This is a genomic window from Cetobacterium sp., assembly GCF_977044495.1.
This window is the reverse complement of the sequence record NZ_CDRRQU010000020.1, coordinates 22,163-44,278: the sequence shown is the minus strand read 5'-3', so window position 1 is coordinate 44,278 and position 22,116 is coordinate 22,163. Positions and strand designations below refer to the sequence as shown.

Sequence of the window (22,116 nt, the reverse complement as noted above, 5' to 3'; positions counted from 1 at the left end):
CTGGGAGGATAGGAAGTTGCCAATCTTAAAAAATGTGCTTCTTTAGCTCAGTTGGTAGAGCGCACGACTGTTAATCGTGTTGTCGCTGGTTCGAGCCCAGCAAGAAGCGCCATTTTTTTATTTTTTGGAAAAGTTTAAATTTAGAGAGCTTTTTAGCTCTTTTTTTTATGCAATTAATTCGATATAGTGTATAATAATAGAGAGTAAAAATTTAAAAACGAGGTGAATAAAGTAAAAGATGATAAAAAAAGATAGAGTGATAGTAATAGTGGTCTCTATATTAATAATAGTAATAGGATTTATGTTGTTATTCAATAGAAAAAAAATAGAAAGTATATTAAAAAACAATAAAAATATTTCTAAAATATATGAGAACAGTGAAAAGAAAAAAAATGCGAAAATTTTTGATATAAAATTAAAAGATAATAAGTTAAAAAGAATTTTAGAGAGTTTGTCTCCAGATAAGATGGGAATGGCAGCTTCTATCCTAAAAGATGGAAAATTGGTTTATTTTTTAAATAATCCCGATATTACTTTTTATCTGGAAAATAAAGATTACAATAAAGCTCTTGAGAACGCAAAAGTTATAAAAGGACTAAAGGATTTGAGTTTACTATCACCAGAGTTGGGTAAATATTTTAAAGAGGATTTAATAAAAAATAACTTTGATCACAGTATTAAAACCATTGAAAATAGACCTGAGGTTATAAAAATCAAAGATAGAATAATAAAGTTATTACCAATAAGAAATAGCAAAGATACTTTTGACCAACTTTCAGAAGAAAAATTAATAGAAATAAGCGAGATTTTATCAAAATCTCCTATAACTGTGGAATTTGTAGAAAAGAAAGATATAAAAAAATATAATTTAGAGGAAACAGTTGAAATAAGTAAAACTCTTTATAAAATAGGAAATGTAAATCCAGTTTTAGCAATAGAGATAGAAGAGATGTTAGAGGGATTTGATATTAGAAAGGCTGCTTTATATGGTGATTTATACGTACAAGATGAAAAATATGAAAAGGAGTTAAAAAAAGAATACGAAGAAAAACAATATACATTTGAAGAACCATTTTTAAGATATAACCCATACGGGAGAACGCCACTTGCTTATGGAATGAAATATGAGCCTGTCAATAAGAGTGATTTATTAAAAGTAACAGTAATGGGTATGGGAGGTATGCCTAATTTTAGTTACGAAAAAAAGTATACTTCTGGAGATATTTTACCCATAGTGGGATTATACCCAAAATCGGAAAATATAGTTCTGATTGAACAATTGAATCCAAGTGATAAAAAAGTTATAAAAAGTAAGAAATTGAAATTAAAAACAATCCCAATAGACGATAAATTACCAGCAATTTATATAGAAAAAAGGGTACCTGGAAGTATTCAACCGGGTTTTAATTTGGCATCTTATAATTTGAAAGATGAGGGTTTACCATTTACTTTTGATAGTATGGGGAATATTAGGTATATTTTAAAAACTGGAAAAGAGATGAGAAAAGTTAAAATTGAAAAAGAGGATTCAGGTATTTGGGAAGTAAAGAATGACGAGGATAAATTTAGATTAAATATTTTAGGAAAAATACTTGGAAGAATTGGTAGAGAGGATGGGGATATAGCGAGCAAAAATAGAAAGACTAAATACCTAGTTAGAAACAATAACATCTTAACAGTTGTGTCCTATAGAGATGTGACTTATCCAACTGCTCTATTCTCTGAATATGGATTGGATTCTAAAGATGAGGTATTTAAAGCAATTATATTTTATGATAAAAATGGAGCTGATGAAAATATAATAGAGGATGGAGAAAGGACTATTCTTTATGAAGGAGATAGTGAAAATTAATGTTAAGAGTATTTTATATAGGTATTTTAGGTATTTTATTTTCGATATTAATAAATCTACTTGGATTATCCTTAGAAACAAGTATTATAGGAGTTGGTGTATTTTCCTTTATAATGTTGGGATTATATACATTTGATTTGATGAACTTTGATGTTCCTAAATATTCTATAAAAAATTATATAACTGTAATTGGGATAAATTTTGTATTCTTTCTTATTTGGTTCTTAATAAGCTGGGATTTTTGGCTAGTTATATTTTTTATTTTATTTACTACAATTACAATTTTTTTAAGAACAGTTATAAATATAATTATCTATAGAGTTAAACCAGTTACAATTTACGGAGATGGAGAGCTAAAGAATAATTTAGAAAAAAGTATAGAAAAGTTAGAAGGATATAGGTATATCGACTTCACTGATAATATAGAAAAACTGGAAGAATTTGTAAAAGTTAATAATATAAAATTACTATTGCTAGGAAAAATAAAGTTAGAAGAAAAAGAGATAGAAAAAATATTGAAAATAAAATTAAGAAATACTCATGTGATGGGATATTTAGATTATATGTTAGAAATTGAAAAAAAAATTGAAGTCTCATATATAAATGAGGAGTGGTTGTTAAATGCCTATGGGTTTGAAATTTTAAGAAGCAGATTTCAAAATAAAGTAAAAAGAGTTTTTGATATTGGAATGTCACTTGTAATAGGAGTATTAACTTTTCCAATTATGATAGTTGCTGCTATAATTGTTAAATTAGAAAGTTCAGGTCCTATTATTTATTCTCAAGATAGAGTTGGAGAAAATGAGAGAGAGTTTCCTGTATATAAATTTAGAAGTATGAGACAAGATGCAGAGAAGGATGGAGCAAAATGGGCTCAAAAAAATGATCCAAGAGTTACAAAATTTGGAAATTTTATGAGGAAAACAAGAATTGACGAATTACCTCAACTTCTAAATGTAATTAGGGGAGATATGAGTTTTATTGGTCCAAGACCTGAAAGAATGGTTTTTATAAAAGAATTGGAGAAACAAATTCCATACTATGGGTTAAGGCATATGGTGAAGCCGGGACTTACCGGCTGGGCACAAGTTATGTATCCGTATGGTGCAACAGTTGAAGATGCAAAAAATAAATTAGAATATGATTTATATTATATAAAATGTTATAGCTTATGCTTAGATATAATGATTCTATTTAAAACTTTAAAAACAGTTGTTTTTGGAAAAGGAAGGTAAACGTAATGATAACTGTATTTACACCCACCTATAATAGGGAAGAAACACTGAGGAGATTGTATAGAAGCTTAAAAAATCAAACGGTGAAAAACTTTGAATGGATAGTTGTAGATGATGGTTCGAATGATGGAACAGAGAAGTTAATAAAAGAGTTTATAGATGAGAATGAGATTCCAATAGTGTATAAAAAAGTAAAAAATGGTGGAAAAATGAGAGCTATAAATATAGGAGTTTCTTTGGCTAAAAAAGAGTTTTTCTTTATTGTGGACAGTGATGATTATTTGAGTGAAAAAGCGATAGAAACAATAGAAGAGGAAGTTGTGACACTACCAAATGATTATGCAGGGATGGTGTTTAGAAAAGTTGAGGTCTTTGATAATGGAGAAATTGTAAGAAAAAATGAAACATTCGGAGAAGATCAAATAGATAGCAATCCACTGGATATATTTTATAATAAAAAAATCTTGGGAGATAAAGCTGAAGTGGTAAAAAGTTCCATAATGAGAGAGTATCCATTTCCAGAGATAAAAAATGAAAAGTTTGTTCCAGAAGGTTATATTTGGAATCAAATGGGAGAAAATTATATATTTAGATATATAGATAAAGGAATATATTACTATCAATATTTGAATGATGGCTATACCAGAAGATTTAATGAAATTATGAAAAATAATCCTAAGGGATTGAAGTTGTATTACCGGTATATGTTGAAAAAAAAAATTCCAATTAAAAATAAGATAAAGTTTTTAATTAGATTTTTCCAAGTGTTATACTATGATTGGAAAAGGGAAGAGGAGAATTAAATGAAGGTACTTCACATAATAACATCACTGGAATTAGGTGGGGCAGAAAAGTTATTATTAGACTTAATTCCAGCTCAAAAAAAACAAGGAATAGAGGTTGATCTATTGGTTTTAGATACTAAAGGTGAAAAATTTTTAGAGGAGTATAGAAAAAGAGGAATAAAAGTTTATACTTTAAAACCTAATAACAAATTTAGTTTAAAAAATCCTTTTGAAATAGCCAAAATAATAAAAGAAAACGGGTATACTATTGCCCACGCTCACCTTGTACATGCACAGATTTGGACGAGTGTGGCAAAATACTTAAATAAAAAAGTGGTGTACATTACGACAGAGCACAGTACTCACAATAGGAGAAGAGAAAAATGGATATATAAGTTTTTAGATAAATTTATATATAAATCGTATGTTAAAGTAATAGCAATTTCTGAAGCTACCGCTAAAGAGCTCGTTAAATGGGTGGAACTGAGTGTAAAAAAGGTAGAAGTTATACCTAATGGAGTTTCATTGAGAGCATTTATAGGGAAACCTAAAGAAAGAAAAGGTAATAATATGATAATGATTTCGAGATTTCATCCATCAAAAGATCATCTGACAGTGGTACGAGCAATGGAAAAGTTACCCAAAGACTATATGTTAACTTTGGTAGGTGAAGGTGAGACTCAAGAGGCTGTGAAGCGAGAAGTTTTAATGCTAAACTTAAGTAATAGGGTCCAGTTTTTAGGGTATTCTAATTCTGTTGCCACACTTTTAAAAAGAAGTGATATAGCTATACAATCCTCTAATTTTGAAGGCTTTGGATTGAGTGCATTAGAGGCTATGGCAACGGGAACACCTACTGTAGTGAGTGATATAGAGGGACTAGCCGACATTGTTGGAGATAGCGGTCTTCTCTTTAAATTGGGAGATGTGGATGATCTTGTTGAAAAAATTACAAGTTTAGAGAATTCTAGATTTTATTATGAAAAAAGTAAGGCTGGAATAAAAAAAAGTTTAACATATTCAATTGAAGAGACTGCTAAAAAATATATAGATGTCTATAAAGAGGAAATGAAATGATTTTTATATCCGTGGCTTTAGTATTATTAGTATTAGGAATTTATGATGTTTTTTCAGAAAATAAAATTTTAAAAGAAAACATTTTAAAAGGAATTGTTGTTTTTTTAATTTTATTTTTGGGAACAAGAGGATTTTTAGGATGGGATTGGTACTTTTACTATCCATCTTTTATGAATTCAGCATATACTTATGAAAAAGGTTATATGTTTTATACATTTTTAATTAAAGGTATTTTTAAAAACTATATTTTTTATCAATTTATAACAACAATGATTGATTTTATAGTTTTATATTTTGTATTTAAAAAATACTGTAAATACCCAATAATGGCATTTGCAATATTTTTTAGTCTTCAGGGACTACATATAGAAGTTGAATTATTGAGAAACATGAAAGCAATTGTTTTATTTTTGTTTTCTATGCGATATATAGAGGAAAGAAAAGTAATTCCATTTTTATCGCTAAATTTATTAGGAATTTTATTTCACACAAGTGCAGTATTGTATTTACCAATGTATTTTATTTTAAACTACAATTATAAAAATAAAGTTGTAATAGGTGCCTTTATATTGGGAAGTATCTATTATATACTAGATTTTAAATTTTTTCACTTGATTTTCCAATTGGATTATGCATTTTTACCCGAAGTTTTAGAAAGCAAATTACTCAATTATAAAGAAGTGATTCCTAAAGAATTAATGAGAGGAGTAAATCTATTTTATCTGGAAAGAGCAATAGTATTTTTCTTAGCTTATAATTATGAAAAAAATAGGATTATAAAAAATAGTGCATATGTTTGGATTGGTATATTTCTTTTCACTTCGGAACTTTCGATAGTTTCATTGAGAGTGGGTATACTATTTACTTATGGTGCTTGGTTAGTTTTAACAAGAGCGATAGAGAACGTGGAAAATAAAAAGGTTCTAATAGGAATTATATGGGTTTTATGTTTAGGTAGAATATATAAAAGTATAACTTTTCCAGGGAATAAGATAAATTATAGATATAAAAATGCTATTTTTAATGAGTTAGATTATGAAAAGAGAGAACAGGAATTGATTGAAAGTAAGAAATACTTAAAAGAAAGCTATGGAAAAGAGCTATTAATACAATATTAATTGAGAGGTATCTATGAAAAAACTAAAAATATTTTTTACTGCAAATGTACTTTGGGATATATATATATTTAGATATGGAGTTATAAAAGCGTTAATAGATGACGGTCATGAAGTTGTAGCGATAGCTCCCAAAGATTCCAGAATAGATTTTCCAAAAGAGTTGGGAATAAAACATATTTCGATAGAATTAAGTTTAAGAGGAATAAATCCTATAAAGGATTTTCAGCTATTTTTACAGTTGAAAAAAATTTATAGAGAAGAAAAGCCTGATATTATTTTTCATTATACAATAAAACCGAATATCTATGGAAGTTTGGCAGCTAAATGTGCAAATATTCCAAGTGTTGCTGTTTTGACAGGACTAGGCTATTCTTTTGTTGAGGGAGGTATTATATCTAAAGTAGCTAAGGTTTTATATAAAATATCTTTAAAATCTTCGAAAGAGGTTTGGGTTTTGAATGAAGATGATAAAAAGCGTTTAATAGAGGAAAATATTGTGAGTGAGAAAAAAATATTTATTCTTCCAGGAGAGGGAGTAGACACAAAAAAGTTTAAACCTATTTTGAGAGAACAAAATAAAGAGTTAGTTTTTTTAATGGTAGCTAGAGCTTTTTATGATAAGGGTGTCAGGGAATATGTAGAAGCTGCTAGGATAATAAAAGATAAAAATTATAAAGTTAAATTTTGGTTTTTAGGAGCTTTGGGAGGCAATGCCACAAACGGTATAGATGATAGCAAAATGTCTGAATACGAAAAAGAAGGGATATTGGAGTACTTAGGACATCGGAAGGATGTAGAAAATGTTATAAGCTTATCTGACTGCGTAGTATTGCCATCTTATAGAGAGGGAATTTCTAAAGTTTTGATGGAAGCTGCCAGTATGGAAAAGCCGATAATTGCTACAAATGTAACAGGTTGTAAAGAGATTATTGAAAATAATAAAAATGGGTATTTAGTTAACGTGAAAGATTCTGTAGATTTATCAGAAAAAATTGAAAAATTTATTGGTTTATCAAATGAAGAGAGAGAGAGAATGGGCAAAAATGGGCGTAAAAAAATATTGGATGAGTTTGATGAAAAAATAATAGTAGATATATATAGGAGAAAATTATGGAACTTACATTTATAGTACCCGTTTATAATGTTGAAACTTTTTTGGAGGAGTGTTTAGACAGCATATATAGAGTAAAAAATATAGAATATGAAGTTATTTTAGTAAATGATGGTTCAACAGATAGTAGCTTAGAGATATTAAAAAATTATAAAAAAAAATATCCTAAAATAACTAAAATTATAGATAAAGAAAATGGAGGTCTATCATCAGCGAGAAATGCTGGTATAAGAGATGCAAAGGGGGAATATCTATCGTTTATAGATAGTGATGATATAATTGACTCTGAAGGTTTTGAGATGTTCTTTAAAGAGGGGAAAAAATTGGATTTAGATATAATGGTTGGAAATATGAGGTATTTTTCTGCTGGAAAAATTGGAGAACCTTTATTTAGATCTCAGGAGATAAAGGAGTTTACAGCTGGGAAAGGAACTAAATTTTTCTTAACACTTTTTCAGGGAACGAAGTGTTTCAGAGAAGAAGTTGTAGATGACATATATAGAAGGGATTTTATATGTGAAAATAGATTGTATTTTCATGATAGCCTAATACACGAGGATAGTTATTTCACTCCAATGGCATATTTAAAGGCTAGAAGAGTTAAGTATATTGATATTGCATTTTACTATTATAGGCAAAGAACCGGAAGCATAATGAGTGTTGTAACGGAAAAAAGTATAGGCTCTTTGGAAAAGATTTGTTTTATGCTTTTGAATGAATATGGTAAAACAGACGATTATGGAAGAGAGGCATTATCAAAACTTTTACCAAGTTTTTATAAAGTTGTTATCTATAGATATATAAATAACAATAAAGATTATAAAGAGAAGCTAAGAAATTATAGAGTGATTTTTAGAGCTGTGAAAGGGATAAAAAATAGAAATTATGAAGAAATATTAGTTTATATAGCGCCAAAAATCTCTAATTTATTGAGAAAAGTGATGGGAAAAGATATAGGAAACACTCAAAAAATACCTAATTTTTAGGAGGAATCATGGAAAAAAAGATACATTACATTTGGTTAGGAAAAGGGACAAAACCCAATATAATGGATATATGTATAAATTCATGGAGGGAAAAACTTCCAGATTATGAGATAATAGAGTGGAATGAGGATAATTTGAATTTTTATAGTGAGATAGAAAAAAATAGATTTTTAAAAGAGTGTTATAAAAGAAAATTATGGGCTTTTTTATCTGATTACTTCCGTATTAAAGTTTTATACGAAAATGGAGGAATCTATTTAGATTCAGATATGCAGATTTTAAAATCATTAAACTCTTTTTTATCAGACAGAATGTTTTTGGGTATGGAAGATGAAAATCAAGCAAGTGCAGGGATAATAGGTGCAGAGAAAGGGCATATATTTTTAAAAAAAATGTTGGATTTTTATGAAGAGGATATTTGGAATATCAATATATATACGATACCAGCAGTGATTCAATATACATTAAAAAAAGATTATGGCTTTGTGGGTCAGAATAAAATTATAGAGTTGAAGGATGGAATAAGAGTTTATCCCTATGAATATTTTTATCCATATCATTTTACAGAGGAGTTTTCCTATGAGAAAATAACTAAAAATACATATGGTATACACTGGTGGGGAAAGAGTTGGCATGGTAACAATAAAAAACTTTATTTTTTAGAATTTAAAACTTTAAAAGGTTATAAGAAAAAAATGATAAATTTTCTTATTTTTTTTAATATTCTAGAACCTGCCAGAAAAATTTATGAAAAATTTATAAAAAAAGTATAGTGATATACTTTAAAATATTATTGAAAACTCAAGACTTTTAAAGAAAAATAAAAAAACTTTAAAAAAAATAAAAAAACTTGTTGACTTTATTTATAATTTATGATATTATTATTAATGTCCGTGAGGGACAGCAAATCGTGACAGCGAGGAGCACCTTCAACTAGGAAGCCTGGGTGGCGGAATAGGTAGACGCACAGGACTTAAAATCCTGAGCTATCTGATAGCGTGCCGGTTCGATTCCGGCCCCAGGCACCACTTAATATATCGCGGGGTAGAGCAGTTGGCAGCTCGTCGGGCTCATAACCCGAAGGTCGTTGGTTCGAATCCAGCCCCCGCCACCAAAACAATCAAATAATAAAGATGGAAAATATGCGGGAGTAGCTCAGTTGGTAGAGCGTCAGCCTTCCAAGCTGAATGTCGCGAGTTCGACCCTCGTCTCCCGCTCCATAAAAATGCGTCATTAGCTCAGATGGTAGAGCACACGACTTTTAATCGTGTTGTCACTGGTTCGAGCCCAGTATGACGCACCATCTAATGTGTCTGTAGCTCAGCTGGATAGAGCAACGCCCTTCTAAGGCGTGGGTCAGGAGTTCGAATCTCTTCAGACACGCCATTAACGGATCCATAGCTCAGTTGGTTAGAGCACTCGGCTCATAACCGAGTGGTCGCTGGTTCGACTCCAGCTGGATCCACCACTCACCTGCCCCGTTCGTTCAGTGGTAAGGACAATAGATTTTCACTCTATAAACAGGGGTTCGATTCCCCTACGGGGTACCATTAATTATGGAAGGTTATCCTAATTGGTAAGGAACCGGTCTTGAAAACCGGCGTCGCAAGACTTCAGAGTTCGAGTCTCTGACCTTCCGCCATAAAGGTGCCTACAATAAAGTTACAAAGATATGCCCAGATAGCTCAGTCGGTAGAGCAGGGGACTGAAAATCCCCGTGTCGGTGGTTCGATTCCGCCTCTGGGCACCACTAAAAAATCTATAAGGAAGCATAGCTCAGTTGGGAGAGCACCTGCCTTACAAGCAGGGGGTCACTGGTTCAAGTCCAGTTGTTTCCACCATAAATGGGGGTGTAGCTCAGTTGGTTAGAGCGCATGCCTGTCACGCATGAGGTCGCGAGTTCGACCCTCGTCACTCCCGCCATTAAAAGATTTTTAAAGATGTAGAGATACATCTTTTTTTTATTTTTTATTTACAAAAGATAGATAAAAAATTAGGATAGAACAATATGTCCTATCCTTTTATAACTATTGAAAATTAATTAAAACACCTATGACAATAAACACGCATCCAAGTATAAATAAAATTCCTTGGAATTTTATCTGCTGTTTTGCCCAAACTCCCCATTCAACTTTCGAAATTCCTAAAATAGCCATCAAAATACCAGATGTTGGTACAATCATATTTGTAAATCCATCTCCAAGTTGAAAAGCTAATACAGCAACTTGCCTTGGAACACTAACTAAATCCGCAAGTGGTGCCATAATTGGCATTGTTAAAGCAGCTTGTCCAGAACCTGACACAACAAAGAAGTTAAATACAGACTGGAAGAAGTACATTGCGACTGCAGAGACAGAGGCGTGTAGTCCACTCAATATTCCTGCTACTGAATTAAGTATTGTATTTAAAACTGTAGGAGTTCCGGCATCTATACCCCCTAGAACTAAAACTATACCTTTTGCCATTCCAACTACTAGAGCCGCTCCGATTAAATCTTCTGCTCCTTTTCTAAAAGAGATAGCGATATCGTTGACAGTCATATTATTTAATTTAAATATAACTCCAATAATTCCAGATACAATACCCATGATAGTAAACTGTGCAGCTATTTCAGGTAAATAATATCCGTGAAAAACAACTCCCCATACAATCCATGACATACCTAAAAATATTGTTAAGAATATAAGTTTATGTCCAAACTTAAATTCTAAATCGTCAGCTTCATCAGCTTTAAAATCTTCTCTAAAGAATTTATCTGTTTCATAAGAGATAGATAGTTCAGGATTTGCTTTAATTTTTTTTGCATAGTTCATAGTATAGATAATTCCAAAAGCTGTAAAGAATATCCACATAACGATTCTAAACATGGCTCCAGAAAGAACCGGTACCCCTGCAACTCCTTGTGCGATAGCTACGCTAAAAGGATTCATCCAAGATGTAGCAAATCCAATTTGAGTTGAGATGTAGCACATAAAGACACCGGTGATAGAATCGTACCCCATCCCAACAACTATAGGTATAAGTATCATAGCAAAAGGAATTGCTTCCTCTCCCATTCCAAATACTGCTCCACCTAAAGAAAATAGGAAGAAAACAACAGGAATCAATAGCGCTTCAGACCCTTTAGTTTTCTTAATCATATCTAATATTCCAGCTTCTACAGCTTTAGTTTTTAAAATAATACCAAAAGCTCCACCAGTAATAAGTATAAATGCAATTATACCAACGGCAGTTCCCCATTTATCTCCACTAACAAGACCTTCAAAGATGTAGTTAGTGACACTCATATCGCCTCCAGCAGCGAATAGCGGAATTCCTTTAGTAAGTGGTTCACCTAAGTCGTTCAATGCATATTTAAAACTTCCTGGAACAGGGACTGTTCTAGTTTTCATACCGGCTTCGGTAGCATATTGAATCTTATCCATGGTAAAGCTACCAACAGGAATAAGATAAGTAAGTATTGCAGCAAAGACAACTACAAAAAAGATAATGACGTATGTATCAGGTATTCTGATTTTTTTCTTCATTTTTTTCCTCCTAGTTAATTATTTTTGTTTGTACGAGTATATAATATAAAATTTAAAAAAACAATAGTTAATAAAAAAAATTAAAAATATATAGTAAAAAAAGATAAGAAAATTTTCTTATCTTTTTTAAGTGACATATAGTTTTTAGAAAAATACTCCAGCTATAACTCCGTTTAAAAGAGAAGCTAGGAAACCTGCTAAAACAGCTCTCATACCTACCTGAGCAATTTCACTCCTTCTATTGGGAGCTATAGCACCTAAAGCTCCAATTTGAAGCCCTAAAGAAGCAACATTGGCAAAACCAAGTAAAGCAAAACTCATGATAGCTATTGTTTTTTCGGAAAGTTCAGCTATATTTTTTGTAAAATCTACATAAGCAACAAATTCATTAAGAACCATCTTTTGCCCTAATAAACTTCCTGTGTAGATAGCCTCATGCCAAGGAATCCCCATGGCGTAAGTTATAGGAGCAAAAATGTAACCTAAAATTATTTGAAGAGTTAATTGTATTCCAAATAAATCTCCAATTCCACCTAAAATCATATTTACTAAAGATACTAAAGCAATAAAGGATATTAAGATAGCTCCTATTACAAGAGCGATATTCATACCGTCAATAGTACCCTTTGCAGCAGCTTCGATAACATTTACAGAATCACTTTTTGTAAATTCAATTCTTTCATCTTCTGAGTCGGCTTGAGTTTCAGGCATAATTAATTTAGCAAAAACTAAGCCACTGGGTGCAGCCATGAAAGATCCTGCAATTAAATATTTCATTGGAACACCAAGAGCAGCATAAGCAGCTAGAGTTGAACCTGAAACAGATGCAACACCACAAGTTAATACTGCAAAGAGTTGCGATCTACTTAAGTTAGCAATATAAGGTTTAATAACTAATGGGGCTTCAGTTTGTCCCAAAAAAATATTTGCAGCAGCAGAAATAGATTCAGCATCTTTAGTTCCTAAAAGTTTTGAAATTCCACCACCGATATACTTGATAACTAGTTGCATAATTCCTAGATGATATAGTACAGATATTAAAGCACCAAAGAAAACAATAAGAGGTAGAACATTAAAGGCAAAAACAAACGCAATATTAGTTCCAGGAGTGTATAAGCCTCCGAAAACAAATTGTATTCCTTCATTAGCTTGAGCAATAACTTTGTTAAAACCATTGGAAATGGATTCAAGAATATAAGCTCCACCAGATGTTTTCATCACCACAAAAGCAAAACCAAATTGCAGTGCAAAACCAGCTATGATAGTTCTCCATTTAATATTTTTCCTATCATAAGACAGAAGATAACCTAAAAATAAAATTACAAAAATTCCGAATATACTTCTCAGTATAGACACATTACCAGCTCCTCTACAAATATTTATATTATTTTGATATTGTTATCAAAATTTTTTTATCTTGTTAATTATATTCTAAAACGTATAATATACATAGGACAATTTACCTAGTAAAAAAAATATATGTATATACATGAAAATAAAATTGAAAATTATATTTTTTTTAATTTATAAATATAACAAAATCAACAAAATTTAAACTAAAAGTTATGAAAACAACATACAAAAAAATAAAATGTACACTTTTTTATTGTAGTAAAATAAAAGGTTTTTTCTTTAAGAAATAGTAAAAAAAAGAAAATTTTTTTAGAAAAAAGAGTTATAATTAAACTATATGTATTTATATTGAAAAATAATAAAAAAAATATAAAAAGATTATTTTTTATAGATAAACCCTCATGAAACCATGAGAAATCTTATAGAAATAAAGTTAGTTTTATGGTAAAATGTATAATAGGCTAAAAATATTTTAGGAGGTAAAGATGCAGAAGATAAAAATTTCTACAGAATTTATTAAATTGGATCAATTTCTTAAATTTACTGGTGAAATTGGCACTGGAGGTCAAGCTAAAGAGCTTATTTTAGACGGTCAAGTAAAGGTTAATGGAGAGGTTGAAGAGAGACGTGGAAGAAAGCTTTATCCAGAGGATAAGGTTGAATTTTTAGGATTGGTTTTTGTAGTAGCTTAAATCTATTATAGCTTTGGGGTGAAGTAAACATTGAAAATTCTTGAAATGAATTATATAAACTTTAGAAATTTGGAAGATAGAAATATACAATTTTCTTCAAGATTTAATCTATTTTTTGGAAAAAATGGTCAAGGAAAAACAAGTATACTGGAAGCTATTTATTTTAGTGCTACTGGAAAAAGCTTTAGAACCTCAAAAAATATAGAGTTGATAAAATATACAAAAGAGAAAATGGGAAGTTATATATCTTACAGAGATTTAGTTTCTGAAAAAACTTTGAGTGTTAAGATTGATAAAAAACATAAGGAGTACAAATATAATGGAAAAAAAACCCCTTTTGATGAGTTTTATGGAAAGGTAAATATTGTGACATTTATCCCAGAAGATATAGAGTTAATAGTAGGGAGCCCAAGTTTTAGAAGAGCATTTTTTGATGGAGAGATCGCTCAGAGCAATTATGAATATTTTAAAAATTTAAAAGATTACAATAAGCTTTTGAAGATAAGAAATAAATACTTAAAGGAAAAAAATGTAAAAGATGAGATGTTCCTGATTTATGAGGAAGAATTTATTAAATTGGCAGCCAAGGTGATTTTAAAAAGGATCGAATATGTAAAAAATATATCTATAATATTAAATCTAAATTATCGAAAACTTTTTGATGATAAAAAAGAGCTAAATTTGAAGTATGAAAGCTTTCTCGGAGAGGTTAAAGGTCTAGCATTATTGGATTTGGAAGAGAAAATAAAGTTTAAAATACAGGAACTAAAATATCAAGAGATTCGTTATGGGTATTCTTTAGTAGGACCACAAAGAGATGATTTTAAATTTCTTTTGAATGGAAAAGAGGCTAAATCATATTCGTCCCAAGGAGAAAAAAAATCAATAATTTTTTCTTTAAAACTTTCCGAAATAGACATGGTAATAAAGGAAAAAAGAGAAACACCAATTTTTTTAATAGATGATATATCATCATATTTTGATTCCATAAGAAAAGAGAGTATTATAAATTACTTAAAAAAAAGAGAGTTACAGGTTTTCATTAGTTCAACAACTGATTTAAATATAGAATCTAAAAACTTTAGAATTGATAAAGGGGAGATTCAAGATGGACATTATGAATGTAAGTGAGGCAGTGGAAGAAGCTATTGTAAAAAGTAGGAAGTTAAAAGAAGGTATAGTAAGAGGGCATTGGAGAGATATTGTTGGGAAACTTTCTAAAAAAAGCGAACCTTTTTGGATAAAAGAGGGGATTCTGTATGTATTGGTTGAGGATAGTATCTACCTTCACCATATGTCTATGAACAAAAATAAATATTTAAAAAAAGTTCAAGAAATTTTGAAAAAAGATTATGTAAAAGATATTAGATTTAAAATTTCAAAAGTTCAAAGTTGTAACTATGTAGAGTATATAGATAAAAAAACTGATGAGGAGAAAAAAGAGAGTTTTATTTCGGAGCTTAAGGATTTAACTTTAGAAAAAAAAATAGAAGTTTTAAAAAAACGAGCAAAAGAGCGAGAAGATGCCTTGAGATTGAAAGGCTATAAAAAATGTGATATTTGTGGAATGATGTTTTTTGGAGAAGGGGATACTTGTAAACCGTGTTCTTTAAAAAATGTTGCAGATAAGATATTGGAGGATAGAGATGACAACAAATAATTATCAAGCAGAAAATATTACAGTTTTAGAAGGATTAGAAGCTGTAAGAAAAAGACCTGGAATGTATATAGGAACAACTTCAGAAAGAGGTCTGCATCATTTGGTGTGGGAGATTGTAGATAACTCAGTAGATGAAGCGTTAGCAGGATATGCAACAAAAATAGAGGTGTCGATATTACCAGATAACATAATAGAAGTTGTGGATAATGGAAGAGGAATTCCAGTTGATATACATCCTAAGTATGGAAAATCAGCTTTAGAGATAGTGTTAACAGTTCTTCATGCAGGAGGAAAATTTGAAAATAATAACTATAAAGTTTCTGGAGGATTGCACGGAGTAGGAGTTTCTGTAGTGAATGCTCTTTCTGAATGGACAGAGGTTATAGTAAAAAAAGCAGGTAAAGTTTACTATCAAAAATACAATAGAGGAGTACCGGAAAAAGATGTAGCAGAAATTGGAGTTGCAGAGGATAGCGGAACTACAGTTAGATTTAAAGCGGACTATGAAATCTTTGAGACATTAGTGTATAGTTTTTCAATACTAGAAACAAGATTGAGAGAGTTAGCTTATTTGAATAAGGGACTTACTATAGTTTTATCTGATTTGAGAAAAGAGCCTGCAAAAGTTGTAAGTTTAGAGTTTGAAGGTGGAATTTTAGATTATATAAAAGAGATTGAGAAAGATAGTACACCGATAATTAAAACTCCTTTTTATATGAGTGGAGAAGTTGACAATGTTTCTGTGGAAATAGCGATGACATATAACACAAATCAAAGAGAGACAATTTATTCGTTTGTTAATAATATAAATACCCATGAAGGTGGAACTCACGTAAGTGGATTTAGAACAGCACTGACAAGGGTAATAAATGATTTAGGAAAAACTACGGGACTTTTGAAAGATAAAGATGGAAAACTTCAAGGGTCAGATATTAGAGAGGGTTTAACGGCAATTGTTTCAGTTAAAGTACCACAACCACAATTTGAAGGTCAAACTAAGACAAAATTAGGGAATAGCGAAGTAACGGGAATTGTTTCTACTGTAGCGGGAGCTCAGATAAAGATGTACTTAGAAGATGCACCTAATGATTTAAAAGTTATAGTTGAAAAAATATTAAATTCAAAAAGAGCGAGAGAAGCAGCTCAAAGAGCAAGAGAATTAGTACTTAGAAAATCAGCTTTAGATATTGGATCATTGCCTGGAAAATTAGCAGATTGTTCTTCAAAAAACCCAGATGAATGCGAAGTTTATATAGTTGAGGGAGATTCGGCAGGAGGGTCGGCAAAACAAGGTAGAGATAGATCATTTCAAGCTATTTTACCGCTGAGAGGTAAAATATTGAATGTGGAGAAAGCAGGGTTACATAAAGCTCTAGAAAATGCAGAGATAAGAGCAATGGTTACAGCTTTTGGAACTAGTATCGGAGATAATTTTAACATTGAAAAAAGAAGGTATGGTAAGATAATAATAATGACAGACGCGGACGTGGATGGAGCTCACATAAGAACTTTAATATTGACGTTCCTTTATAGATATATGGTAGACTTAATTCACAATGGAAATGTATTTATAGCTCAACCACCATTATTTAAGATAACACAGGGTAGAACAATATCGTACGCATATACTGATAGACAGTTAAAAGAAATTATAGCTGGGCTTGAAGGTGAAGATAAAAGATATACTCTTCAAAGATACAAAGGATTAGGAGAGATGAATCCTGGACAACTTTGGGAAACAACTATGGATCCAGACACAAGAACTCTATTGAAAGTTACAATTGATGATGCAAGAGAAGCTGATATACTATTTGATAAACTGATGGGAGATAAAGTAGAACCTAGAAGAGAGTTTATAGAAGAACATGCAGAGTTTGTAAAAAATCTGGATATATAAATGTATAGGTACAATAATAAAAATAATGTTCTAGGAGGAATAAAGAATGTCTAATATGAATAATAGATATATAGAAGAAGAGTTGAAGCAGTCCTATCTAGATTACTCTATGAGTGTAATAGTTAGTAGAGCATTACCAGATGTAAGAGACGGATTGAAGCCAGTGCATAGAAGAATTTTATTTGCTATGAATGAAATGGGGATGACAAGTGATAAACCATATAAAAAGTCAGCAAGAATAGTTGGAGAAGTTTTAGGAAAATATCATCCACATGGAGATTCTGCAGTTTACAATACAATGGTTAGAATGGCTCAAAATTTTGCGTATAGATATGAGCTTGTAGATGGACATGGAAACTTTGGATCTATTGATGGAGATTCGGCTGCAGCAATGAGATATACGGAAGCTAGAATGTCAAAAATAAGTAATGAATTACTAGAGGATATCGATAAAGATACGATAGATTTTAGAAAAAACTTTGATGACTCGTTGGATGAACCTATTGTGCTACCAGCAAAGCTTCCAAACCTTTTATTAAATGGAGCTACTGGAATTGCAGTAGGAATGGCGACTAACATTCCACCTCATAATTTAGGTGAGGTTGTGGATGGAATCTTAGCTCTAATAGATAATAAAGATATTACGCCAGTACAATTGATGGAGTATATAAAAGGACCAGACTTCCCAACTGGAGCAATAATTGATGGAGAAGCAGGAATTTATGACGCATATACAACTGGAAGAGGAAGAGTTAGAGTCAGAGGAAAAATTGAAATAGAAGAGGGAAAAAATGGTAGAGAAAGTTTAATAATAAAAGAGATTCCCTATCAGTTAAACAAAGCCTCTTTAATTGAAAAAATAGCAAATTTGGTGAAAGAAAAAAAGATAGTTGGGATATCGGATTTAAGAGATGAATCTGATAGAGATGGTATCAGAGTAGTGATAGAGTTAAAAAAAGGTGAAGAAGCTGAATTAGTTCTAAACTCACTATATAAATATACAGAGCTTCAAACGACGTTTGGAATAATTATGTTAGCGTTGGTAAATAATGTTCCAAGAGTATTAAATTTAAAAGAGATTTTAGATGAATATTTAAAACATAGATTTGAAGTTATAACTAGAAGAACAAAATTCAATCTGAATAAAGCTGAAAAAAGAGCCCATATTTTGAAAGGATTTATAATAGCTCTTGAAAATATTGATAGAGTAATTGAAATAGTTAGAGGTTCGGCTGACGGTAACGAGGCTAGGGTAGCTTTGATTGATAAATACGGATTCAGTGATGAACAAGCAAAAGCGATACTAGATATGAGATTACAAAGATTAACAGGACTTGAAAGAGAGAAGATTGACAAAGAACACGAGGAACTAAAGACTTTAATAATAGAATTGAATAAGATTTTAGCAGATGATGATAAAGTTTATGAAATTATAAAAGAAGAGTTAAACGATATAAAAAATAGATATGATGACCCTAGAAGAACAACAATTGAAAAAGAGAGATTAGAGATAAGACCAGAAGATTTAATAAAAGATGATAGTGTTCTTGTAACTATAACAAATAGAGGGTATGTAAAGAGAATGGAGCTAGATAAATATAAAGCTCAAAAAAGAGGTGGAAAAGGCGTTTCAACTCAAAATACTATAGAAGATGACTTTGTTGAAAGAATGGAAGTTATGTCAAACTTAGATACAATGATGGTTTTCACAGATAAAGGAAGAGTGTTCCATTTGAAAGTTTACCAGATACCAGAATCTTCAAAACAAGCTAGAGGAAGATTAATAGGAAACTTAATCAAATTAAAGGAAGATGAAAAAGTTAGAGAAATAATAAAAATAAGAGAATTTAGTGAAGACAAAGAGCTTGTATTTGTAACTAGAGATGGAATGGTTAAAAAAACAAATCTAAGTGAGTACAAAAATATAAATACTGCTGGATTAAAAGCGATTAAACTAAGAGATGGAGATGACATAATATTTGTTGGAATCTTGCCAATCGATTCAAAAGAGCAGGTTTTCTTAGCAACAAAATTAGGACATTCAATCAGATTCTCAAAAGATGATGTAAGAGCAACTGGAAGAGATACGAGTGGAGTGAAAGGGATATCTCTTAGAGCTAAGGATAAAGTTATATCGGCGCTACTGATAGATGATGTAGCAAATGAGACTATTTTAACTATAACAGAAAATGGTTATGGAAAAAGAACAAGAGTAGATGAGTATCCATTACAATCTAGAAGTGGAAAAGGCGTTATAAATATAAGATGTAGTGATAAGAATGGAGAAGTTGTAGCGGTTAAACCTGTCAAAGATGAAGAGGAGCTAATGGTAATAACATCATCAGGAGTTGTTATAAGAACTTCGGTAGATCAAATTTCAATAATCGGAAGAGCAACTCAAGGTGTAAAAATTATGAGAGTAAATGAATCAGAATCGGAAAAAGTTGTATCGATAGCAAGTTTTAAAGAAGAGGAGTCAGAAGAATCAACTCAAGAATAATTTAAATCTATAGGAGGAGGAATTATTATGAAAAAAGTTTTAGTTGTATTTGGAGAAGGAACAGAAAATAATGTATTAATAGACAGTGCAATATTTTTTAAAGAGAAATTTGGATACGAGATAGTCCCACTATATGTGAAAGATGTTAGAAGGGATGAGATTATACCAGCAACAATGGATGGAATGATAGTAAACTTAAGTAATAATTCCTTTTCACAAGAAAGGGATACCTTTGAAGAGGAAGAGGTTAAACATTTACAAGAAAAATTGAGAATAAGAGGAATAAATTCGACATTAAATGTAGAGTTTGGCTTTCCTTGGGATATAATTAAAGACTATATGAAACTTGCAGATTTATTGATGTTTGAAAAGGGTGAAGCTCTATCGGAGTCGGCGGTGGCAGTACTAAAAAATCATTTTAAGCCCATTGTTATGATAGGAGAAAAAGCTATAACATCTCTAGAAAAAATTGGAATTTCAAGTGATGATGGTGTAAAAATAAATAAAAGTATGTTTTCTTTTATAAATATTTTTCCAGAGATAAAAAACTTTATAATGTTGACTTTGTTATATAAAATAGAGGACAATACACTGTTAAAATATTTAAAAGAGAGAGGGAAAATTGTAGAATGGAAAAATTTTGATGGAGAAACAGCTAAAGAAGAGTACTTGAAGGAGATTGATAACTTAGACCTTTTAATTATGGGAAATTTGAGTAGGGGTTATTTCTTTGAAAAAATTACAGGAAAAAAAGGATTAAATATTATGGAAAAATCTCAAACATCAATATTTATAGGATAGAATGAATATGAAAATATTAATAATTACAGATTCCCATGGAAACACAAATAAAATTTATGATATAATATCAGATGAAAAACCTGATGCAATAATATGGACAGGTGATCATAGTTGGGATGCAGAGGAGTGCTCTTTCGCTTTCCCAAATATAAAGTTTTATATTGTCAGAGGGAATTGTGACATTTTTGACAGAAAATTTAATGACAATGAAATATTGGATATAGATGGAGTAAAAATATTTATAACGCACGGACATCTCTATAATGTAAAAAAAGATATGGATGTTCTGGAAGCGATAGCTGAAAAATATGGCGTGGATGTTGTTTGTTTTGGACATACTCATGTGCCATATTACAAAGAGAAGAATAAAATAAAATATTTTAACCCGGGAGCTTTGAAAGATAATAGGTATGGTATATTGTCAATTGAAAATAAAGAGATAATCTTTAGTTATGGAGAGATAAAATAATAAGCCTTGTTTTAGGAGGAAACAAATGAAAAATAAGCTGAATGCTTTAAAGGATGAAGCTGGTTTAAGTATCCAAAAAGCAGTAACACTACAAGAAATGGATGAAATTAGGATTAAATATTTAGGAAAAAAAGGTGAGTTCACTGAAATTTCTAAGTCTATGAGAGAGTTATCACCAGAGGAAAGACCTGCTTTTGGACAAATGGTAAATGATGTAAAAATAATTATAACAACTTTAATAGAAGAGAAAACAATAGAGATTAGAAATAAAGTAAAAAAAGAACAATTAGAAACTGAAACATTGGATATTTCTTTACCAGGAAGAGAAGTTTCTACGGGTGGATTACATCCAATAACAGAAACTATGAATTTTTTAAAAAATATATTTGTGGAGATGGGATTTGATGTCGCTGAAGGACCAGAAGTAGAATTTACTTCATATAATTTTGAGGCATTAAACATCCCAGAAACGCATCCATCAAGAGATTTGCAGGACACATTCTATATGAGTGAAAATGTAGTTTTAAGAACGCATACATCACCAGTACAAGCTAGATATATGGAAAAGAATCATCCACCTTTTAGAATGGTTTGTCCGGGAAAAGTGTATAGAAATGATTACGATATATCTCATACACCAATGTTTCATCAAATGGAAGGATTAATGGTTGGTCCAGAGGTATCTTTTGCTAATTTAAAAGCTATGCTAGAACAGTTTGTGACGAGAGTATTTGGTGAAACTAAAGTTAGATTTAGACCCCATTTTTTCCCTTTTACAGAGCCAAGTGCTGAAATGGATGTTCAATGTGTAATTTGTAAAGGTGAAGGGTGTAGACTTTGTAAACATAGTGGTTGGTTAGAAATAATGGGATGTGGAATGGTTGACCCAGCTGTTTTAGAAGGTGTAGGATATGACCCAGAAGAAGTATCGGGATTTGCATTTGGAATGGGAATAGAGAGAATTGCAATGTTAAGATATGGTATTGATGATTTAAGAGCATTTTTTGAAAATGATGTAAGGTTCTTAAAGCAATTTAAATAGAAGGTGGAGGC

General features: G+C 30.8%; 18 protein-coding genes and 12 tRNA genes. 28 read left to right on the top strand and 2 right to left on the bottom strand.

The features are described from left to right. Nucleotides 1–36 precede the first annotated feature (36 nt). The 20 genes from ACWI69_RS06610 to ACWI69_RS06515 all read left to right on the top strand — a co-directional run bounded on the left by ACWI69_RS06610 (nucleotide 37) and on the right by ACWI69_RS06515 (nucleotide 10,087). Nucleotides 37–112, top strand: a tRNA-Asn gene (locus ACWI69_RS06610). 126 nt (nucleotides 113–238) lie between these two features. Beyond that, complete coding sequence (locus tag ACWI69_RS06605) at nucleotides 239–1,852, top strand: hypothetical protein (RefSeq protein ID WP_448821048.1); 1,614 nt, start codon at nucleotides 239–241, stop codon at nucleotides 1,850–1,852. After that, a complete protein-coding gene (locus tag ACWI69_RS06600) occupies nucleotides 1,852–3,087 on the top strand; it encodes a sugar transferase (protein ID WP_448821047.1) in 1,236 nt (411 codons plus the stop codon). Before ACWI69_RS06605 ends, ACWI69_RS06600 begins: the two co-directional genes overlap by 1 nt. 5 nt (nucleotides 3,088–3,092) lie before the next feature. Then, a complete protein-coding gene (locus tag ACWI69_RS06595) occupies nucleotides 3,093–3,890 on the top strand; it encodes a glycosyltransferase family A protein (RefSeq protein WP_448821046.1) in 798 nt (265 codons plus the stop codon). After that, nucleotides 3,891–4,949, top strand: a complete 1,059-nt coding sequence (locus ACWI69_RS06590; RefSeq protein WP_448821045.1) for a glycosyltransferase — start codon at nucleotides 3,891–3,893, stop codon at nucleotides 4,947–4,949. Then, entirely contained in the window at nucleotides 4,946–6,067 is a 1,122-nt protein-coding gene (locus tag ACWI69_RS06585; protein ID WP_448821044.1) for an EpsG family protein, read from the top strand. The genes ACWI69_RS06590 and ACWI69_RS06585 overlap by 4 nt, the downstream gene beginning before the upstream one ends. A gap of 13 nt (nucleotides 6,068–6,080) precedes the next feature. Beyond that, entirely contained in the window at nucleotides 6,081–7,196 is a 1,116-nt protein-coding gene (locus tag ACWI69_RS06580) for a glycosyltransferase family 4 protein (RefSeq protein WP_448821043.1), read from the top strand. Further along, the gene (locus ACWI69_RS06575; protein ID WP_448821042.1) at nucleotides 7,178–8,164 is read left to right on the top strand and encodes a glycosyltransferase; all 987 of its coding nucleotides are present in this window, start codon (nucleotides 7,178–7,180) and stop codon (nucleotides 8,162–8,164) included. Before ACWI69_RS06580 ends, ACWI69_RS06575 begins: the two co-directional genes overlap by 19 nt. A gap of 8 nt (nucleotides 8,165–8,172) precedes the next feature. Continuing rightward, complete coding sequence (locus ACWI69_RS06570; protein ID WP_448821041.1) at nucleotides 8,173–8,937, top strand: glycosyltransferase; 765 nt, start codon at nucleotides 8,173–8,175, stop codon at nucleotides 8,935–8,937. A 167-nt stretch (nucleotides 8,938–9,104) separates the two neighbouring features. Next, nucleotides 9,105–9,192 (top strand) — tRNA-Leu (locus tag ACWI69_RS06565). Between the two features lie 10 nt (nucleotides 9,193–9,202). After that, nucleotides 9,203–9,278: transfer RNA gene (locus tag ACWI69_RS06560), tRNA-Met, on the top strand. Between the two features lie 30 nt (nucleotides 9,279–9,308). Beyond that, nucleotides 9,309–9,384 (top strand) — tRNA-Gly (locus tag ACWI69_RS06555). Nucleotides 9,385–9,391: 7 nt separating this feature from the next. Continuing rightward, nucleotides 9,392–9,467 (top strand) — tRNA-Lys (locus ACWI69_RS06550). A gap of 6 nt (nucleotides 9,468–9,473) precedes the next feature. Beyond that, a tRNA-Arg gene (locus ACWI69_RS06545) sits at nucleotides 9,474–9,550 on the top strand. 5 nt (nucleotides 9,551–9,555) lie between these two features. After that, nucleotides 9,556–9,632, top strand: a tRNA-Ile gene (locus ACWI69_RS06540). A gap of 7 nt (nucleotides 9,633–9,639) precedes the next feature. Continuing rightward, nucleotides 9,640–9,714 (top strand) — tRNA-Glu (locus ACWI69_RS06535). Between the two features lie 8 nt (nucleotides 9,715–9,722). After that, nucleotides 9,723–9,806 (top strand) — tRNA-Ser (locus ACWI69_RS06530). Between the two features lie 32 nt (nucleotides 9,807–9,838). After that, a tRNA-Phe gene (locus ACWI69_RS06525) sits at nucleotides 9,839–9,914 on the top strand. 15 nt (nucleotides 9,915–9,929) lie between these two features. Then, a tRNA-Val gene (locus ACWI69_RS06520) sits at nucleotides 9,930–10,005 on the top strand. A 5-nt stretch (nucleotides 10,006–10,010) separates the two neighbouring features. After that, nucleotides 10,011–10,087, top strand: a tRNA-Asp gene (locus ACWI69_RS06515). Nucleotides 10,088–10,191: 104 nt separating this feature from the next. On the opposite strand, the gene yfcC is transcribed toward ACWI69_RS06515, so the two are convergent. After that, nucleotides 10,192–11,691, bottom strand: a complete 1,500-nt coding sequence (yfcC, locus tag ACWI69_RS06510) for a putative basic amino acid antiporter YfcC (protein ID WP_448821040.1) — start codon at nucleotides 11,689–11,691, stop codon at nucleotides 10,192–10,194. A gap of 144 nt (nucleotides 11,692–11,835) precedes the next feature. Beyond that, a complete protein-coding gene (locus tag ACWI69_RS06505) occupies nucleotides 11,836–13,047 on the bottom strand; it encodes a NupC/NupG family nucleoside CNT transporter (RefSeq protein WP_448821039.1) in 1,212 nt (403 codons plus the stop codon). A gap of 482 nt (nucleotides 13,048–13,529) precedes the next feature. On the opposite strand from ACWI69_RS06505, the gene yaaA reads away from it, so the two are divergent. Genes yaaA through pheS form a run of 8 tightly spaced genes read left to right on the top strand, consistent with a single transcriptional unit; the run spans nucleotide 13,530 to nucleotide 22,105 of the window. Continuing rightward, a complete protein-coding gene (gene yaaA, locus ACWI69_RS06500) occupies nucleotides 13,530–13,736 on the top strand; it encodes a S4 domain-containing protein YaaA (RefSeq protein WP_448821038.1) in 207 nt (68 codons plus the stop codon). A 30-nt stretch (nucleotides 13,737–13,766) separates the two neighbouring features. Further along, nucleotides 13,767–14,867 (top strand): DNA replication/repair protein RecF, encoded by a 1,101-nt coding sequence (recF, locus tag ACWI69_RS06495; protein ID WP_448821037.1) that lies wholly within the window; start codon nucleotides 13,767–13,769, stop codon nucleotides 14,865–14,867. Beyond that, the gene (locus tag ACWI69_RS06490) at nucleotides 14,845–15,396 is read left to right on the top strand and encodes a DUF721 domain-containing protein (RefSeq protein ID WP_448821036.1); all 552 of its coding nucleotides are present in this window, start codon (nucleotides 14,845–14,847) and stop codon (nucleotides 15,394–15,396) included. Before recF ends, ACWI69_RS06490 begins: the two co-directional genes overlap by 23 nt. Beyond that, entirely contained in the window at nucleotides 15,383–17,293 is a 1,911-nt protein-coding gene (gyrB, locus tag ACWI69_RS06485; RefSeq protein ID WP_448821035.1) for a DNA topoisomerase (ATP-hydrolyzing) subunit B, read from the top strand. The genes ACWI69_RS06490 and gyrB overlap by 14 nt, the downstream gene beginning before the upstream one ends. Nucleotides 17,294–17,339: 46 nt before the next feature. Beyond that, the gene (gyrA, locus tag ACWI69_RS06480) at nucleotides 17,340–19,793 is read left to right on the top strand and encodes a DNA gyrase subunit A (RefSeq protein ID WP_448821034.1); all 2,454 of its coding nucleotides are present in this window, start codon (nucleotides 17,340–17,342) and stop codon (nucleotides 19,791–19,793) included. Nucleotides 19,794–19,820: 27 nt separating this feature from the next. Then, entirely contained in the window at nucleotides 19,821–20,594 is a 774-nt protein-coding gene (locus tag ACWI69_RS06475) for a hypothetical protein (protein ID WP_448821033.1), read from the top strand. A 1-nt stretch (nucleotide 20,595) separates the two neighbouring features. Then, nucleotides 20,596–21,063, top strand: coding sequence for a metallophosphoesterase family protein (locus ACWI69_RS06470; RefSeq protein ID WP_448821032.1), 468 nt, complete (start codon nucleotides 20,596–20,598; stop codon nucleotides 21,061–21,063). Between the two features lie 25 nt (nucleotides 21,064–21,088). Further along, the gene (gene pheS, locus ACWI69_RS06465; RefSeq protein WP_448821031.1) at nucleotides 21,089–22,105 is read left to right on the top strand and encodes a phenylalanine--tRNA ligase subunit alpha; all 1,017 of its coding nucleotides are present in this window, start codon (nucleotides 21,089–21,091) and stop codon (nucleotides 22,103–22,105) included. Nucleotides 22,106–22,116: the final 11 nt, after the last annotated feature.

Excerpts from the sequence above, each read along its gene's own strand:
- ACWI69_RS06605 (WP_448821048.1), top strand. The coding sequence starts at position 239 with ATGATAAAAAAAGATAGAGTGATAGTAATAGTGGTCTCTATATTAATA.
- ACWI69_RS06600 (WP_448821047.1), top strand. The coding sequence starts at position 1,852 with ATGTTAAGAGTATTTTATATAGGTATTTTAGGTATTTTATTTTCGATA.
- ACWI69_RS06595 (WP_448821046.1), top strand. The coding sequence starts at position 3,093 with ATGATAACTGTATTTACACCCACCTATAATAGGGAAGAAACACTGAGG.
- ACWI69_RS06590 (WP_448821045.1), top strand. The coding sequence starts at position 3,891 with ATGAAGGTACTTCACATAATAACATCACTGGAATTAGGTGGGGCAGAA.
- ACWI69_RS06585 (WP_448821044.1), top strand. The coding sequence starts at position 4,946 with ATGATTTTTATATCCGTGGCTTTAGTATTATTAGTATTAGGAATTTAT.
- ACWI69_RS06580 (WP_448821043.1), top strand. The coding sequence starts at position 6,081 with ATGAAAAAACTAAAAATATTTTTTACTGCAAATGTACTTTGGGATATA.
- ACWI69_RS06575 (WP_448821042.1), top strand. The coding sequence starts at position 7,178 with ATGGAACTTACATTTATAGTACCCGTTTATAATGTTGAAACTTTTTTG.
- ACWI69_RS06570 (WP_448821041.1), top strand. The coding sequence starts at position 8,173 with ATGGAAAAAAAGATACATTACATTTGGTTAGGAAAAGGGACAAAACCC.
- yfcC (WP_448821040.1), bottom strand. The coding sequence starts at position 11,691 with ATGAAGAAAAAAATCAGAATACCTGATACATACGTCATTATCTTTTTT.
- yaaA (WP_448821038.1), top strand. The coding sequence starts at position 13,530 with ATGCAGAAGATAAAAATTTCTACAGAATTTATTAAATTGGATCAATTT.
- ACWI69_RS06490 (WP_448821036.1), top strand. The coding sequence starts at position 14,845 with ATGGACATTATGAATGTAAGTGAGGCAGTGGAAGAAGCTATTGTAAAA.
- gyrB (WP_448821035.1), top strand. The coding sequence starts at position 15,383 with ATGACAACAAATAATTATCAAGCAGAAAATATTACAGTTTTAGAAGGA.
- gyrA (WP_448821034.1), top strand. The coding sequence starts at position 17,340 with ATGTCTAATATGAATAATAGATATATAGAAGAAGAGTTGAAGCAGTCC.
- ACWI69_RS06475 (WP_448821033.1), top strand. The coding sequence starts at position 19,821 with ATGAAAAAAGTTTTAGTTGTATTTGGAGAAGGAACAGAAAATAATGTA.
- ACWI69_RS06470 (WP_448821032.1), top strand. The coding sequence starts at position 20,596 with ATGAATATGAAAATATTAATAATTACAGATTCCCATGGAAACACAAAT.
- pheS (WP_448821031.1), top strand. The coding sequence starts at position 21,089 with ATGAAAAATAAGCTGAATGCTTTAAAGGATGAAGCTGGTTTAAGTATC.